This is a genomic window from Alysiella crassa DSM 2578, from assembly GCF_000745955.1.
GTDB lineage: Bacteria > Pseudomonadota > Gammaproteobacteria > Burkholderiales > Neisseriaceae > Simonsiella > Simonsiella crassa.
On record NZ_JQKH01000020.1, the window covers coordinates 21563 to 35053 of the forward strand.

A 13491-nucleotide genomic window follows, 5' to 3' on the forward strand; every position below is an offset into this window, starting at 1 on the left:
TTTTAATTTTATTGTAAAAAAATGTGTAGATACCCATGCCTTTGGGAGAGGGTAAAACTCGCAATGTTCAACGATTTTTCCCTCTCCCCAGCCCTCTCCCAAAGGAGAGGGGATAGGTGGTGGTATTTTAAAATTGTGGGTAATATTTTATTTTTGTAGTTTAGCGAAAAAGGCTGCCTGAAATTTAAATTTCAATTTTATTTGGCGTAAAGGTTTCCCATTTATTACACGCTGGGCAATGCCAAAAATAAACCTGTGATTTAAAATGACAATTTCGGCAACGATACATCCACGCCTTTTGTAATTGCCGCCCAATCACGCCACGCATCATGTCTGCATCTGCTTTCCATTGCGGATTCAAATCCGACATTTGCAAGCCCAATAAACGGTACATGCCATTCAAATCAGGCTTGGCGCGGATTAATTCAATCACCGTTTGATTGGCAGACTGTTCGCCTTGTAATAATAAGGCTTTGTCGTAAATCACATTCAGTAAATCCAAAGTTGGGAAAGTTTTTTGATAGCCAATCAATACGTTAAGCCCATCACTTGCCTTGCCCATCGCTTCATACGCGTCATACAAACGCTCGCCGACCATGCTCAAATACGCGTGGTTTTGCTTTTCAATGGCGGAATAGGCAGAAATCGCCACGCCAAAATTGCCCTGTTTTTGCTCAATATCGCCCAAAATCATATTGGCGCGACTGCATTTTTTATTCGCATTCAAGGCAGCCTGCACATATTCACGCGCCGTGTCAAAATCCGATTGAAACAAGGCAGCCTGCGCCATTTCGCAATAAAATTGTGCAATTTCAAATTGATAAGTTTGCTCATCGTGCGACAATAATTGTGCGGTGGCAATCGCTTTTTCCCAATCGCGGTCTTGCTGATAAATATTCAGCAAAACTTCATTGGCTTGTTTTGCCATATTACCCGATTGTAATTCAAGGAAAATTTGCTCCGCTCTGTCCACCAAACCTGCACTTTGGTAATTCAAACCCAGCTCGTACAACACGCGCTCACGCTTTTCGCCAACCGTGTCGGGCGATTGCAACAGCGTTTTGTGCATGGCAATCGCCTTATCATTTTCGCCGCGCTGACGATACAGTTTGCCCAAAGTCAAATTCAAATCATACGAATTTTGTTGTTGGTCAATCACTTCTGCCAAATTGCGTGCGGCGCGACCTGTGTTTTTGTCCACCAGCGCGTCCAAGCTGGCGTAAAAACCTGTGGGAACAGATTTTGCCTGTTTTAGCACCGTTTTCATGTCCACACGCGCGGCAAACCAGCCCATCGCAAAAAAAACAGGCAGCAACACGATGGGCATAAGCAACCACCACATTTCCATTTCCATAATTTATCCTATTGAATTTTTTGTAGAATTAGGCTGCCTGAAAACGGAAATTACGGTTTTCAGGCAGCCTTAATTATTGGCAATTATTTGCTTTTCGTGTCTTTGGCGGGGTCGCCAGACACGGCAACGGGGGCGGTCAAATCTTGCGTGGTCAAACGCGCGGTTTTTTTCACTTCATTGTGCAGACGATGATTTTCGCTGCGCAAACGCAAAAGTCGCCCAAACATGGCAAAAATACCAAACACCGTTCCCACCACAAAACCGCCAAACAGCACCGCAATCAAGGGCAAATCAATGGCTTGGTCGGGCAAATAGGTAAACTTCACATCTTGAATATTCAAAAATGCCAACAATAAGAGTATCAATAAAATCAAACCCTTGATACCCAAAGAAATGTATTTCATTAATTTCATAATCAGAACTCACTTTGTTAAATGGTTTGTCTCAACGGGCGATAGTTTAAACGATTTGGGCATTTTTTGATATGGTTATGCTTGTGAAATCGTTGCTGATGTGTATAATTTGACGTTTTCGTATTAGAATAAATATTTTGTTGTGATGTTTCAGGCTGCCTTTCAGTACACGACAGTTTTTCCAATCACGAAAACGTAGGGTGCGCCGTGCGCACCAAGTGGCTGAATAATTTAAATATTGTGGTGAATTTGGTGCGCACGGCGCACCCTACAATATATTTTTGTCATGTACTTTCAGGCTGCCTGAAAACTTGATTTCCATTAGTCTAAATAAGTTAGAGAGTATTTTATGAGCGCACCCACTCCCACAGTTGCATTGAGCGACCGCGATGGCAAAATTTGGTACAACGGCGAACTCGTTGATTGGCGCAATGCCCAAACCCATGTTTTAACGCATACTTTGCATTATGGCATGGGTGTATTTGAAGGCGTACGCGCCTATGACACGCCCAAAGGCGCGGCGATTTTCCGTTTGCAAGACCACACCAACCGCCTGTTTAATTCGGCGAAAATTGTTGGCATGGATTTGCCCTACACCAAAGAGCAAATCAATCAAGCCCATATTGATGTAGTAAAAGCCAATGGCTTGAAATCGTGCTATTTCCGTCCGATGGCGTTTTATGGTTCATACAAATTAGGCATTGCGCCCAAAGCAGACGATGTGCAAATGATTGTGGCGGCGTGGGCATGGGGCGCGTATTTGGGCGAAGAAGGTTTGCGTAAAGGTATTCGATGCAAAATCAGCAGCTTCACGCGCCACCACCCCAATGTTACCATGATTAAAGCCAAAGCCAATGGCAATTATATGAATTCCATCATGGCAAACACGGAAGCCCATCAAGGCGGCTATGACGAAGCGATTTTGTTGGACGCGGCAGGCTATGTGGCAGAAGGTTCGGGCGAAAATATTTTCGTGATTAAAGACGGCGTGTTGTACACGCCCGCGCTGGACGTGGCTTTGGACGGCATTACGCGCCGCACCGTGATTGAAATCGCCACCGAAATGGGCGTGAAAGTGGTGGAAAAACGCATTACGCGTGATGAGTTGTATATTGCTGATGAAGTGTTTTTCACAGGCACGGCGGCAGAAGTTACGCCAATCCGTGAAATTGACAATCGCCAAATCGGTATCGGCGAACGCGGCGCATTGACCACCGAAATTCAAAAGCGTTTCTTTGATATTGTGGAAGGGCGCAATCCTGCCTATGAGCATTATTTGACTTATGTTGGTTAATCATTGATTTAAATAATAAAACCGTTTTCAGGCTGCCTGAAAACGGTTTTTTATCACAGAACACAATACACGACAAAAATTTTCAAACTGCCTGAAACCTGTCCCCTCCCACGCTGGCGGGGAGGGGACAAATGGTTGGTAAAATTAAAAATTGTCGTGTAATGAAATCACAGAATAATTTATTTTATGATATTTGACTTTCATCTGCACACCCAAATTCGCACCAAATCACACACCTTTACCCTAAACGCCACTTGCCAAAGCCACGCCAAACGCCTTGCCATTATTGGCGCGAGCGGTTCGGGCAAAAGTTTGACTGTGCAATTGCTGGCGGGCTTGCTCAAACCGCTTTCAGGCAGCCTGAAAATTAACGGCAAATGTTATGGCGACACCGCGCAAAAATACTGGTTGCCGCCGCAACAGCGTGAAATGGGCGTGATGTTTCAAGATTACGCGCTGTTTCCGCATTTGACGGTGGCGCAAAATATTGCGTTTGGTTTACACGCTGGTGTACGAAATCCATCTCAACATATTGATACGCAAACAGAAAAATGGCTTAATCGCATGCAATTAAGCCATCTTGCCGCGCATTATCCGCACCAAATTTCGGGTGGGCAAAAACAGCGCGTGGCATTGGCGCGCGCTTGTATCACACAGCCGCGTTGTTTGTTGCTGGACGAGCCATTTTCGGCGTTGGACACGGATTTGCGCCAACAAATGCGTTTGGAAATCGCTGATTTGCAAAGAGAATTGGATATTCCCATTTTGCTGATTACGCACGATGGCGCAGATTGTGAAGTGTTGGCAGATGAAATTTGGCGCATGGAGCAGGGCGAATTGCGTTTTCAGGCTGCCTGAAAATGAATAACGCAGATAATATTTTGATTATCCGCGTTATTTTTTATACTTCCAATAAATCTAAAGTATCAATGGTCAAACCATTTGCCGTTAATTCCACCAAACGTGGCGCATTGTTTACGAAAAATTCGTGCGCCAAGTGCGCGTCCAAATCGGCGCGGCTTGCCCATTTTTCCACGAATGCGTATTCGGTGATTTTGTCTGCGACTTTGCCGCAATCATAATGCAGGCAGCCTGCGTGGGTGCGGCTTTCGCGGACAAATTCACGCGCCACTTGTTCAAAAGCGGCTTGATTTTCAGGCAAAACAATGCAGCTAGCATAAACGGCAATCATGATGATTTCCCCTAAATTAGGTAATGAAAAACAAAATTATAGCGCAATTTATGGCAAAACAGCGTGTTCAGGCTGCCTGAAGATGAGATTTATTGCGTTAAAACAAATTCAGTAGGCTGAACGTGTTGATTCATCAATTCCGCCATACGCGCCACAATCGCGTTTGCCACATCGTCTTTGCTCATTTCGGGCAACATGGTTTCGGCAAAATCATCTAATAAAATCACTTGGTTAGTGGTTTTACCCATCGCAATGGACACATCGTTTGCCACCAAAAGCGGCACGCCTTTTTTGGCACGTTTGGCGCGCGCGTATGCCAACACATTTTCGCTTTCGGCGGCAAAACCCACGCAAAATGGCGCAGATTCTGATTGGGCAACCGATTGTAAAATATCGGGATTTTCGGTTAATTCAATGGTGGGCGGCTGCCCTGTGCCGTCTTTTTTCAATTTGTGGGCGGCGGTGTTTGCCACGCGATAATCCGCCACCGCCGCCACGCTGATAAAGCCATCTATTTGATTTTTTAAACGAAATACGGCTTCATACATGGCTAACGCGCTTTCGGCGCATTCGTAATGTGCCATGCCGATGGGCAGCGCGGTTTGGATTTTGCCATAAACCAGAAACACTTGCGCCCCAGCACGGCGACACGCACGCGCCAACGCCACGCCCATTTGTCCGCTAGAAATATTGGTAATGCCGCGCACGGGGTCTATGGCTTCGTAAGTCGCGCCTGTGGTGATGAGTATTTTTTGATGAATCAAGGATTTAGTCGCCCAAGCATCGGGCAATAATTCGGCAATTTCCGCCGCTTCCAACATACGCCCCACGCCAATTTCGCCACAAGCCTGTTCGCCGTGCGCTGGTTGCAAAATGTGTACGCCATCGGCTGCTAACTGTTTGATATTGCGTTGATTGGCTGGGTTGTGCCACATTTCCACATTCATGGCGGGCGCGACCACGAGCGGGCAATTTCGCGCCGCCGCCATTTCGGTGATGATGTTGTCGGCAATGCCGTGCGCGATTTTGGCGAGCGTGTTGGCGGTGGCGGGGGCAATCAGCATAATGTCGGCGGCGCGGGTGGCGTTGATGTGTGCCATGCCGTTGCCATCGCCGCCTTGTTGGGTTAGAACGGGGTTGCCGCTCAAGGCTTGGAAGGTTTGTGGTGCGATGAATTCGGTGGCGGCTTGGCTCATGGCAACTGTTACGTTATGCCCTTGTTTTTTCAGCAAGCGCACGAGTTCGCAAGATTTGTAAGCGGCAATGCCGCCTGTGATGGCGAGTAGGATTTTTTTAGACATTTGGGGCTTTCAGGCTGCCTGAATTTAGGGACAAATGCGTTGGCGATAACGGCGGTCGTAGTAACAATTGCGGCGCGGTGTGTCGCGGTAAATAATGGTGGGCGGTGGGATTTCGCTGATGTTTACGGTGGTGCCAGCAGGGGCGTTTACGGTGATGGTTTTGTGGACGGTGGTGTGGGAGTGGGTGGGCAAATCCACGTCCAGCGCGGCAAAACGTCCATCGGGCGTTTCGGCGTACACGCAACCGCCGAGTAAAACCATTATAGTAATTATGGGAAAAAGGGGTTTCATCTGGATTTTCCTGAATGATGATGGGATTGGGTTTTTCAGGCTGCCTTTGGGTATAATAAAAATCACAGTAGGGTACGCCGTGCGCACCAAATTGACCGTAATATTTAAATCATTCAATCATTTGGGTGTGCACGGCGCACCCTACATTTTATGTTGCATCAAACAGGCAGCCTGAAAATCAAATATGCGCGGTAAACGCATCACTGTAAAACGCGTTTTCAGGCAGCCCCGCTTGCGCCACAAACGCTACTTTGCTATCACGCACCATATCGGGCGAACCGCAAGCATATACTTCATGCCCCGACAAATCGGCATAATCGCGCAATACAGATTCGGTAACATAACCTGTTGCGCCTGTCCACGCGTCATCGGGGCGCGACAAAACGGGCGTGTATTGCGTGTTGGGCAATTGGGCGAGCAATTCGCGCAACGCGTTTTCATCGTACAAACCATCAGCAAAACGCGTGCCATGATAAACGTGAACGCGGCGCGTGGGCTGGGTTTGCGCCAGTTGCGCCAAAATGGATTTAATGGGCGCGAAACCTGTACCTGTTGCCAATAAAATTAAGGGTTTGTCTGCCGTGTCTTCATTTAAATAAAATGAACCCAAGGGCCCCCGCAAACGGATAATCGCACCACTTTTCAGGCTGCCTGAAAACAATTGGGGTGAAAACAAGCCGCCTACGTGGTGGCGCACATGAAATTCTAATGTGCCTGTTTGATTGGGCGCGTTGGCGATGGAATAGCTGCGGCTGCCGTCTTTGAGCAAAATTTCCATGTATTGTCCTGCGTAAAATTGGAAAGGCGGGGCTTTGGGCAGGGCTACGGTTAAAATCGCCACATCGCCGCGAATGTCCACGCCAGCCACGCGTGCAGGTAGGGTGCGAATGGCGATGGCTTTTGCGCCTGCGTAGGAGGGCATGTCCACCGTTACATCGCCGTCTGCTTGCGAGCAGCACAGTAAAATCGTGCCAGCCGCGATTTCGTCTGCGCTTAACACATAATCATCGTATTCGCCGCTTTGCTGAATCTTGCCTGAAACCAGTTTGGCGGCGCAACTGCCACACACGCCGCTTTGACAAGAATGGGGTAAATTAATGCCGTTGCGAATGGCGGCGGATAAGATGGTTTCGTTTGGCTGGGCGGTGAATTGGGTTTGGCTGGGGGATACGGTAATTTGGGACATGATTGTGTGTTCTCAATAAAATTTGGCGAATTTTAACAAATTTCAGGCTACCTGAAACGCTTGAATTTGGTCATGATTGCCATCAAATTCAATTTATATTCATAAAAATTCATACCAGAGAGTGATTTACATGACGATTTTCTTGATGATTGTGGCAATTGTTTGTTTATTAATTGGCATGGCTGGCACGGTTTATCCAGTCATTCCTGCTTTACCTGTGATGTTTGGTGGGGCGTGGTTGTTGGCGTATGCGGGTGATTATGGCGTGATGGCTTCAGGCAGCCTGATTACTTTGGGTGTGGTGGCGGCGTTTGGTTTTGCGATGGATTTTGTGGCGAGTTTGCTGGGTGCAAAATACACGGGTGCGAGTAAACAGGCTTTGTGGGGCACATTGATTGGCGGCGTGGTGGGGGCGTTTTTTGGGATAATTGGCTTGATTTTTGCGCCATTGATTGGCGCGGCGGTGGGCGAATTTATCGCTAAACGCGATTTATTGACTGCCAGCAAAGTGGGTTTGGGTACATTTATCGGTTTTATTATTGGCACGGTGGCGAAGATAGGCGCGGCTTTGGCGATGGTGTTGATTATTTTGTGGCAATATGCGGTTTATTGGTTTCAGGCTGCCTGAAAAATCGTTATAATTCGCCCAATTTGATGAAATGGAGCAAAAAATGGATTACAAACAAGCGCGTTTTAATATGGTAGAACAACAAGTTCGCCCATGGGACGTTTTGGATTTTGACGTATTGGACGCGCTGGAAGCGATTCCACGCGAAGAATTTGTTACCCCTGAACAACGTGGCTACGCTTACGCCGATGTGCCACTGAAATTATTGAACGGCAGCTATATGCTGGAGCCAAAAATTGTGGCGCGACTGGCGCAAGGTTTAAAATTGAAAAAAACCGATAAAGTGTTGGAAGTGGGGACGGGGTCGGGCTATGCCACTGCGGTGCTTGCCATGCTTGCTAACCACATTTTGACTTTAGATACAGACACACAGCAACAACAATTTGCCCATATTGTATTGAATCGCTTGAATTTTCTGAACATTAGCTACCAAGTTGGCGATGGCTTGCAATTGGAAACCGATGAAGTGTTTGATGCGATTTACATTGGTGGCAGCCTGCCGATTGTGCCAGAATATTTATTGTCCAAACTCAATCCAAATGGTGGGCGCATGGTGGTCATTGTTGGCAACGCGCCTGTGCAACGCGCTTTGCAAATCACACGCAATGGCGACAATTACAGCGAAAAAGTCTTGTTTGACACACTGGTAACAGGTTTACACGCCAAAACTGCGCCGAAAGCAAAAGGTTTTGTTTTTTAATGGATTAAATGAATGGATTGGGCGGATGAACATCTGCCCTTTTTTTCACACTTTATATGTTATGGAAAGCCTATTTTTATGATAACCCAATTATCGGTAAACCAATTAGCTGATTTTATTCATGAAAATCCCCAAACCATTTTATTAGACGTGCGCGAAGATTCTGAAGTAGAAATTTGCCAGCTTTCAGGCAGCCTGCACATTCCCATGAATTTAATTCCCTTGCACCACAATGATTTACCTGATGATGTGCCGATTGTGGTGTATTGTCATCACGGCATACGCAGCTTGAATGTGGCGCGGTATTTGGCACATTTGGGTTTTGACGATGTGTACAATTTGAGTGGTGGCATTGACGCGTATGCCATTGAAGTAGATGGTGAAATGGCGCGGTATTAATATAGTGAATTCAATTTAAACCAGTACAGTGTTACCAGCTCCCTTATGTATGCGGTGTACACGGCGGTCGCTGTCGATTTAAATTGAATCCACTATATTTAAGGCAGCCTGAAAAAAGTGTTCAGGCTGCCTATCGTTGTTTATTTATTTTTATAAATCATACCCTTAATCCAAATCGCCGACCCCACCACAAACACAGGAATCGCCAACACCGTCAGCACCGTCTGGAATTGCCAGCCCCAATTCAAAAACCACGCCCCCACAAACGCACTCGCAAACGCGCCAATGCGCCCAATGCCGTGCATCCAGCCATTGCCCGTTGCCCGCGCTGGCAAGGGGAAAAACATACTGGAGAGCGCGTTCATGCCCGTGCCACCGCCATTGAGTGATGTCCCCAGCGCAAACGCCAGCACGCACATCAAACCATAATTGCCGCCCACATCACTCAACGCCACCAACACCGCCGCACCCAGAACATACCAAATCGCCAAAGTTCTGTCTGTGTGGAATCTGTCCATCAGCCAGCCCACCGCCACCGAGCCGAGCGGGCCACCCAGTTGAAACATCGCCGTGATAATGCTTGCCTGTGCAGGGGTCATGCCGCTTTCCGTAATCATCGTTGGCATCCAGCTACCCAGCAAATACACCAAAAATAAATGCGAGAAATATGCCAACCACAACAGCAAAGTCCCTGTTCTATAATGCGTATTTAAAATGGTTTGCACAGGTGTTTGTGTTGCAGCCGTTTCATTCAATAATGTATTTTCAGGCAGCCTGAAAACCGATGCTTCCGTTGTAGAATGGGGAACGCATTTTTCCACTAATTGACGAATTTTTTCCTTATCCCCTTGTTTGTGAACCAAAAAACCTATGCTTTCAGGCAGCCACACAAACATCACCGCCGCCAAAATCAACGGCACAATCCCACCCAACACAAACACACTTTGCCAACCATATTGCGGAATCAACCACGCCGCCAAAAAACCACCGCCAGCCGCGCCCACCGTAAACCCTGCAAACACCACCGTAATTAAAAACGCCCGTTTACGCGCAGGTGCAAATTCCGTTACCAAAGTCGCCGCATTGGGCATAATGCCGCCCATCGCGCAGCCCGCGATAAAACGGTAAATCACCAATTCCGTAACCGAATGTGCTTGCGCCACCAATAAAGTAAACAAACCAAAACACAAAACATTGCCAATCAATATCTTACGCCGCCCAAATTTGTCCGCCAACACTCCCGTAATCATCGCGCCCACCGCCAAGCCCGCCAACGCCGCACTCAACACAGGCGCAAGCGCATTATTGCTCAACTGCCACGCCGATTTCAGCGAAGGCGCAACAAAGCCCATAATCGCCACATCAAAACCATCTGCCACCACAATCAAAAAACACAGCAAAATCACCAGTTTTTGATAGGGGCTAATGGGGTTTTTGTCTAATAATTCGCGGACATTGATTTCGTGATTTGTCATAACTGAACTCATTTCATGGATTAAAACGGGTTTCAGGCAGCCTGAAACAAAAACAGCGCAAGATTGTAACAAGTTTTGTTTAACTCATTACGCATTTGCGCTTTAAATTTTACTATTTTATGGATAATTTAAATCATATTTTGAATAAAAATTTCTCAAAATGAAATAAAATTAAAATAATCAAGCAAAAAATAGACCATTCAGGAATTTAAGATTTAAATTTTTAGGCAGCCTGCAATACCACGTCAATAATTTCCATTGCGCCATCGTCTGCCAATTTTTTCGCCACTGCGCGACCCAAAGCGTCCGCGTACACCGCAGGGGCTTGCGCTTCCGCTTTCAGCAAAACCGAGCCATCAGGGTGTGCCACCAAACCTTGCAAAGTCAGCAAACCCGCTTCGTCCGCCGTACAATACGCCGCCAATGGCACTTGGCAACTGCCACCTAAAGCCCGCGCCAACGCCCGTTCCGCCGTAACGCAGGCTGCCGTTTTGGCGTGATTCAATGGCAACAAAGTTTCCACCAAATCCACACGATGTGCCGCAATTTCAATGCCCAACGCGCCTTGCCCAGCCGCAGGCAGACTGTCCACAGGCGACAATACGCCGCGAATTCTGTCATGCAATTCAAGGCGTTCCAGCCCCGCCGCCGCCAAAATAATCGCGTCATAATCGCCATTGTCCAGTTTTGCCAAACGCGTTTGCAGGTTGCCGCGCAAAGGTTTCACAGTTAAATGGGGAAAACGGGCGCGTAACTGCGCTTCGCGGCGCAAACTGGACGTGCCGACCACCGCCCCTTTGGGTAAAGCCGCCAAATTTTCATAATGATTGGATACAAAAGCGTCAAATGGATTGGCGCGTTCGCCGATTGCCACCAGCGCGAAACCTTCGGGCAACACCATCGGCACATCTTTGATGGAATGCACCGCTAAATCTGCCCGACCATCGGCAAGCGCGGCTTCCAATTCTTTGACAAATAAGCCTTTTCCGCCGATTTTGGACAGGGTTTTGTCTAAAATTTGGTCGCCCTGTGTGGTCATGCCCAAAATATTGATTTGGCAGTCGGGGTACAAAGTTTGCAATTGCGCCTGAATATGGCGTGCTTGCCACATCGCCAACGCGCTTTCACGGCTGGCAATGACAAGTGATTTAGGTTGAGCGTTCATATTTTTTTCTTTGGATAATCAATGGATTGATTTTTCAGGCTGCCTAAAAATGTAGGGTGCGTATCATGCACCGAATTTCACAAAACCATGATTTTGGTGCGTGGTGTGCACCCTACATAAGGCTGATTTGTGCTTTCAGGCAGACTGAAAAAGATTAATGCGACATAATTTGACTTAAAAATTGTTTCGCGCGTTCAGTTTTGGGATTTTCAAAAAATTCGTCTGGGTCGCGGTCTTCCAAAATTTGCCCGTGGTCTACGAAAATAATGCGGTCAGCCACTTCACGCGCAAAGCCCATTTCGTGTGTTACACACATCATGGTCATGCCCGATTGTGCCAAATCTTTCATCACTTTCAGCACTTCGCCCACCATTTCGGGGTCAAGCGCGGAAGTGGGTTCATCAAACAACATCACACGCGGCTGCATTGCCAAACCACGCGCAATCGCCACACGCTGCTGTTGTCCACCCGATAATTGGGTGGGCAGCGCGTCTTTTTTGTGCGCCAAACCGACTTTTTCCAGCAATTCAGTTGCCAATTTTTCCGCATCTGCCTTGTTCATGCCTTTCACTTGAATGGGCGAGAGCGTGATGTTGTCCAACACGCTCAAATGCGGATACAAATTAAAATGTTGGAACACAAAGCCCACTTCGGTGCGGATTTTGTTCAAATCGGTTTTGGGGTCGGCAACGTTCACGCCGTCCACCCAAATTTCGCCCGACTGTATGCTTTCCAGTTGGTTTACCGTGCGAATCAGCGTGGATTTGCCCGAACCCGAAGGCCCGCACACCACCACTACTTCGCCTTGTTTGATGTCCAAATTCACGCCATTGATAACGTGTAAATCTTTGAAATGTTTGTGAACATTTTTAAAGCTCACCATGATTTTATTGGGGTTGGTTATGGTCATTTTTTGCTTTCGTTTTTTCTTGTAAAATCAAATGGTTTTCTCGAATGATTTGCTGAAAACCATCATCAATCTGATTCCAGTCCACCAAATCCACTTTAAATGGCAAATCACTTTCGGAAAAATCATCTGCCAAATCAGCATGTTCGGCTAAATTCAAAGGGACATCGCCCAAAATTGCCAAATCCAAATCTGAATACGGTTTCACATTGCCATGCACACGAGAACCAAACGCCCAAACCACGCGTTGTGGAATGTGTTTTTGCAAAATGTGTTCAACAATATTTTTTTCTGATTCAGATAAATGCAATTTTTTCATGTTTTTCCCAATCGTGAAATCAGGCTGTTTTGTAAAAATTGAGCTTCTGCCAAAAAGTCTGGTATGCCTTGCACCACTGCCAAGGCGGTTTTTTCATCGTAAGTGTGGCTGGTGCGATTACGCATATCGCGGTATTGTTTCCATTTAGACCAATCATTGAGCAATAAATTTTGCTCATTGGCGGTGCGGATTAAATCTTGAAAGGGCATGGTGTCAAATTGGCTGGGATTGGCAGACGTGTATTCCAAATAGCGTTTCAAGATTTTATGGCTGATTTCATATGTAAATTCAAAGCGTTGAATTAGTCCATCGCGGATTTGCTCATCGGTCGTATCTTGTAGATAACGTGTGTAACCTTCGTGCAATCGTGAAATGGCATTGATTAAGGCTTGGATACTTAATGTATTCATTTTTCTTTTTCTATCAAATAAATTGCTTGTTTTTGAATAAAATCTTGTATTAATTCGCGCAATAATTCTGCGCTACTGCGATTAGATTGTTTGGCTGCCTGAAACAATCTTCTTAATTTCTTAATGGGATAACAATAATTGTTGGCGCACTTTCATCAACGCAAAACCCAATAAATTCAAACCTTGCCATTTTAATGGGTTTTCCAAAAATGCACTGTCTTGCGCCAAACCAATGCCCCAAATTTTATCAACAGGGCTGGCTTCCACCAAAATGCGCTCGCCCGTGTTTAATAAAAAGGCTTTTAAATCTTCGTGTTGTGAAAATTTCGCCCAATTTGCCTGAAAGACAATGTCTTCACGATGTTGATACCAAATTTGCTCATCAAAATGGGCAATTTGCCGCCCCAAATCTTTGGCTTGTTTTGGGTGTTTGCTGGCAAGAATTTGCGCCAAAATC

The 13491-nt window shown here is 46.5% G+C and carries 17 protein-coding genes; 5 read left to right on the forward strand and 12 right to left on the reverse strand.

All coding sequences use genetic code 11. The annotated features are described in order from the left end of the window. Window positions 1-184 precede the first annotated feature (184 nt). Window positions 185-1354, reverse strand: a complete 1170-nt coding sequence (lapB, locus tag Q338_RS04800) for a lipopolysaccharide assembly protein LapB (protein ID WP_034292562.1) — start codon at window positions 1352-1354, stop codon at window positions 185-187. 83 nt (window positions 1355-1437) lie between these two features. Then, window positions 1438-1758: a LapA family protein gene (locus tag Q338_RS04805; protein ID WP_034292583.1), complete on the reverse strand. Its 321-nt coding sequence runs from the start codon at window positions 1756-1758 to the stop codon at window positions 1438-1440. Window positions 1759-2116: 358 nt separating this feature from the next. Here Q338_RS04805 and Q338_RS04810 point away from each other — a divergent pair, with 358 nt between their 5' ends. Together Q338_RS04810 and Q338_RS04815 are read left to right on the forward strand one after the other, a co-directional pair. Then, a complete protein-coding gene (locus Q338_RS04810) occupies window positions 2117-3061 on the forward strand; it encodes a branched-chain amino acid transaminase (protein WP_034292563.1) in 945 nt (314 codons plus the stop codon). A 186-nt stretch (window positions 3062-3247) separates the two neighbouring features. Continuing rightward, window positions 3248-3919, forward strand: a complete 672-nt coding sequence (locus Q338_RS04815) for an ABC transporter ATP-binding protein (protein WP_051968498.1) — start codon at window positions 3248-3250, stop codon at window positions 3917-3919. A gap of 43 nt (window positions 3920-3962) precedes the next feature. Here Q338_RS04815 and Q338_RS04820 read toward each other — a convergent pair whose 3' ends face one another. The 4 genes from Q338_RS04820 to Q338_RS04835 form a co-directional block, all read right to left on the reverse strand. Continuing rightward, complete coding sequence (locus Q338_RS04820) at window positions 3963-4253, reverse strand: putative quinol monooxygenase (protein WP_034292565.1); 291 nt, start codon at window positions 4251-4253, stop codon at window positions 3963-3965. A gap of 89 nt (window positions 4254-4342) precedes the next feature. Then, a complete protein-coding gene (gene coaBC / locus Q338_RS04825; RefSeq protein WP_051968499.1) occupies window positions 4343-5554 on the reverse strand; it encodes a bifunctional phosphopantothenoylcysteine decarboxylase/phosphopantothenate--cysteine ligase CoaBC in 1212 nt (403 codons plus the stop codon). A gap of 24 nt (window positions 5555-5578) precedes the next feature. After that, the gene (locus tag Q338_RS04830; RefSeq protein ID WP_034292567.1) at window positions 5579-5845 is read right to left on the reverse strand and encodes a hypothetical protein; all 267 of its coding nucleotides are present in this window, start codon (window positions 5843-5845) and stop codon (window positions 5579-5581) included. A gap of 178 nt (window positions 5846-6023) precedes the next feature. Continuing rightward, entirely contained in the window at window positions 6024-7031 is a 1008-nt protein-coding gene (locus Q338_RS04835) for a 2Fe-2S iron-sulfur cluster-binding protein (RefSeq protein WP_034292568.1), read from the reverse strand. Window positions 7032-7161: 130 nt separating this feature from the next. Between Q338_RS04835 and Q338_RS04840 the strand changes: the two genes are divergently transcribed. The 3 genes from Q338_RS04840 to Q338_RS04850 all read left to right on the forward strand — a co-directional run bounded on the left by Q338_RS04840 (window position 7162) and on the right by Q338_RS04850 (window position 8758). Beyond that, the gene (locus tag Q338_RS04840; RefSeq protein ID WP_034292570.1) at window positions 7162-7659 is read left to right on the forward strand and encodes a DUF456 domain-containing protein; all 498 of its coding nucleotides are present in this window, start codon (window positions 7162-7164) and stop codon (window positions 7657-7659) included. A gap of 43 nt (window positions 7660-7702) precedes the next feature. After that, complete coding sequence (locus tag Q338_RS04845; RefSeq protein WP_034292590.1) at window positions 7703-8359, forward strand: protein-L-isoaspartate O-methyltransferase family protein; 657 nt, start codon at window positions 7703-7705, stop codon at window positions 8357-8359. Between the two features lie 78 nt (window positions 8360-8437). Further along, window positions 8438-8758: a rhodanese-like domain-containing protein gene (locus tag Q338_RS04850; protein WP_034292571.1), complete on the forward strand. Its 321-nt coding sequence runs from the start codon at window positions 8438-8440 to the stop codon at window positions 8756-8758. Window positions 8759-8898: 140 nt separating this feature from the next. Here the strand turns inward: Q338_RS04850 and Q338_RS04855 are convergent, their stop codons facing one another. The 6 genes from Q338_RS04855 to Q338_RS04880 all read right to left on the reverse strand — a co-directional run. Beyond that, the gene (locus Q338_RS04855) at window positions 8899-10233 is read right to left on the reverse strand and encodes an MFS transporter (RefSeq protein WP_034292572.1); all 1335 of its coding nucleotides are present in this window, start codon (window positions 10231-10233) and stop codon (window positions 8899-8901) included. 223 nt (window positions 10234-10456) lie between these two features. Next, window positions 10457-11398: a hydroxymethylbilane synthase gene (gene hemC, locus Q338_RS04860; protein ID WP_034292573.1), complete on the reverse strand. Its 942-nt coding sequence runs from the start codon at window positions 11396-11398 to the stop codon at window positions 10457-10459. A gap of 154 nt (window positions 11399-11552) precedes the next feature. Then, window positions 11553-12281, reverse strand: coding sequence for an amino acid ABC transporter ATP-binding protein (locus Q338_RS04865; protein WP_034292592.1), 729 nt, complete (start codon window positions 12279-12281; stop codon window positions 11553-11555). A 4-nt stretch (window positions 12282-12285) separates the two neighbouring features. Beyond that, window positions 12286-12624 carry a nucleotidyltransferase family protein gene (locus tag Q338_RS04870; RefSeq protein ID WP_034292574.1) on the reverse strand — a complete coding sequence of 113 codons (339 nt, stop codon included), beginning with the start codon at window positions 12622-12624 and terminating at the stop codon, window positions 12286-12288. Further along, window positions 12621-13034, reverse strand: coding sequence for a nucleotidyltransferase substrate binding protein (locus tag Q338_RS04875; protein WP_034292575.1), 414 nt, complete (start codon window positions 13032-13034; stop codon window positions 12621-12623). The genes Q338_RS04870 and Q338_RS04875 overlap by 4 nt, the downstream gene beginning before the upstream one ends. A gap of 120 nt (window positions 13035-13154) precedes the next feature. Continuing rightward, window positions 13155-13491, reverse strand: a 337-nt coding sequence (locus Q338_RS04880; RefSeq protein WP_034292576.1) for an NADAR family protein, incomplete at its 5' end; no start/stop codon positions are given.

What these genes read in the sequence shown, in the direction of transcription:
- lapB (WP_034292562.1), bottom strand. Translation starts at nt 1,354, where the DNA reads ATGGAAATGGAAATGTGGTGGTTGCTTATGCCCATCGTGTTGCTGCCT.
- Q338_RS04805 (WP_034292583.1), bottom strand. Translation starts at nt 1,758, where the DNA reads ATGAAATACATTTCTTTGGGTATCAAGGGTTTGATTTTATTGATACTC.
- Q338_RS04810 (WP_034292563.1), top strand. Translation starts at nt 2,117, where the DNA reads ATGAGCGCACCCACTCCCACAGTTGCATTGAGCGACCGCGATGGCAAA.
- Q338_RS04815 (WP_051968498.1), top strand. Translation starts at nt 3,248, where the DNA reads ATGATATTTGACTTTCATCTGCACACCCAAATTCGCACCAAATCACAC.
- Q338_RS04820 (WP_034292565.1), bottom strand. Translation starts at nt 4,253, where the DNA reads ATGATTGCCGTTTATGCTAGCTGCATTGTTTTGCCTGAAAATCAAGCC.
- coaBC (WP_051968499.1), bottom strand. Translation starts at nt 5,554, where the DNA reads ATGTCTAAAAAAATCCTACTCGCCATCACAGGCGGCATTGCCGCTTAC.
- Q338_RS04830 (WP_034292567.1), bottom strand. Translation starts at nt 5,845, where the DNA reads ATGAAACCCCTTTTTCCCATAATTACTATAATGGTTTTACTCGGCGGT.
- Q338_RS04835 (WP_034292568.1), bottom strand. Translation starts at nt 7,031, where the DNA reads ATGTCCCAAATTACCGTATCCCCCAGCCAAACCCAATTCACCGCCCAG.
- Q338_RS04840 (WP_034292570.1), top strand. Translation starts at nt 7,162, where the DNA reads ATGACGATTTTCTTGATGATTGTGGCAATTGTTTGTTTATTAATTGGC.
- Q338_RS04845 (WP_034292590.1), top strand. Translation starts at nt 7,703, where the DNA reads ATGGATTACAAACAAGCGCGTTTTAATATGGTAGAACAACAAGTTCGC.
- Q338_RS04850 (WP_034292571.1), top strand. Translation starts at nt 8,438, where the DNA reads ATGATAACCCAATTATCGGTAAACCAATTAGCTGATTTTATTCATGAA.
- Q338_RS04855 (WP_034292572.1), bottom strand. Translation starts at nt 10,233, where the DNA reads ATGACAAATCACGAAATCAATGTCCGCGAATTATTAGACAAAAACCCC.
- hemC (WP_034292573.1), bottom strand. Translation starts at nt 11,398, where the DNA reads ATGAACGCTCAACCTAAATCACTTGTCATTGCCAGCCGTGAAAGCGCG.
- Q338_RS04865 (WP_034292592.1), bottom strand. Translation starts at nt 12,281, where the DNA reads ATGGTGAGCTTTAAAAATGTTCACAAACATTTCAAAGATTTACACGTT.
- Q338_RS04870 (WP_034292574.1), bottom strand. Translation starts at nt 12,624, where the DNA reads ATGAAAAAATTGCATTTATCTGAATCAGAAAAAAATATTGTTGAACAC.
- Q338_RS04875 (WP_034292575.1), bottom strand. Translation starts at nt 13,034, where the DNA reads ATGAATACATTAAGTATCCAAGCCTTAATCAATGCCATTTCACGATTG.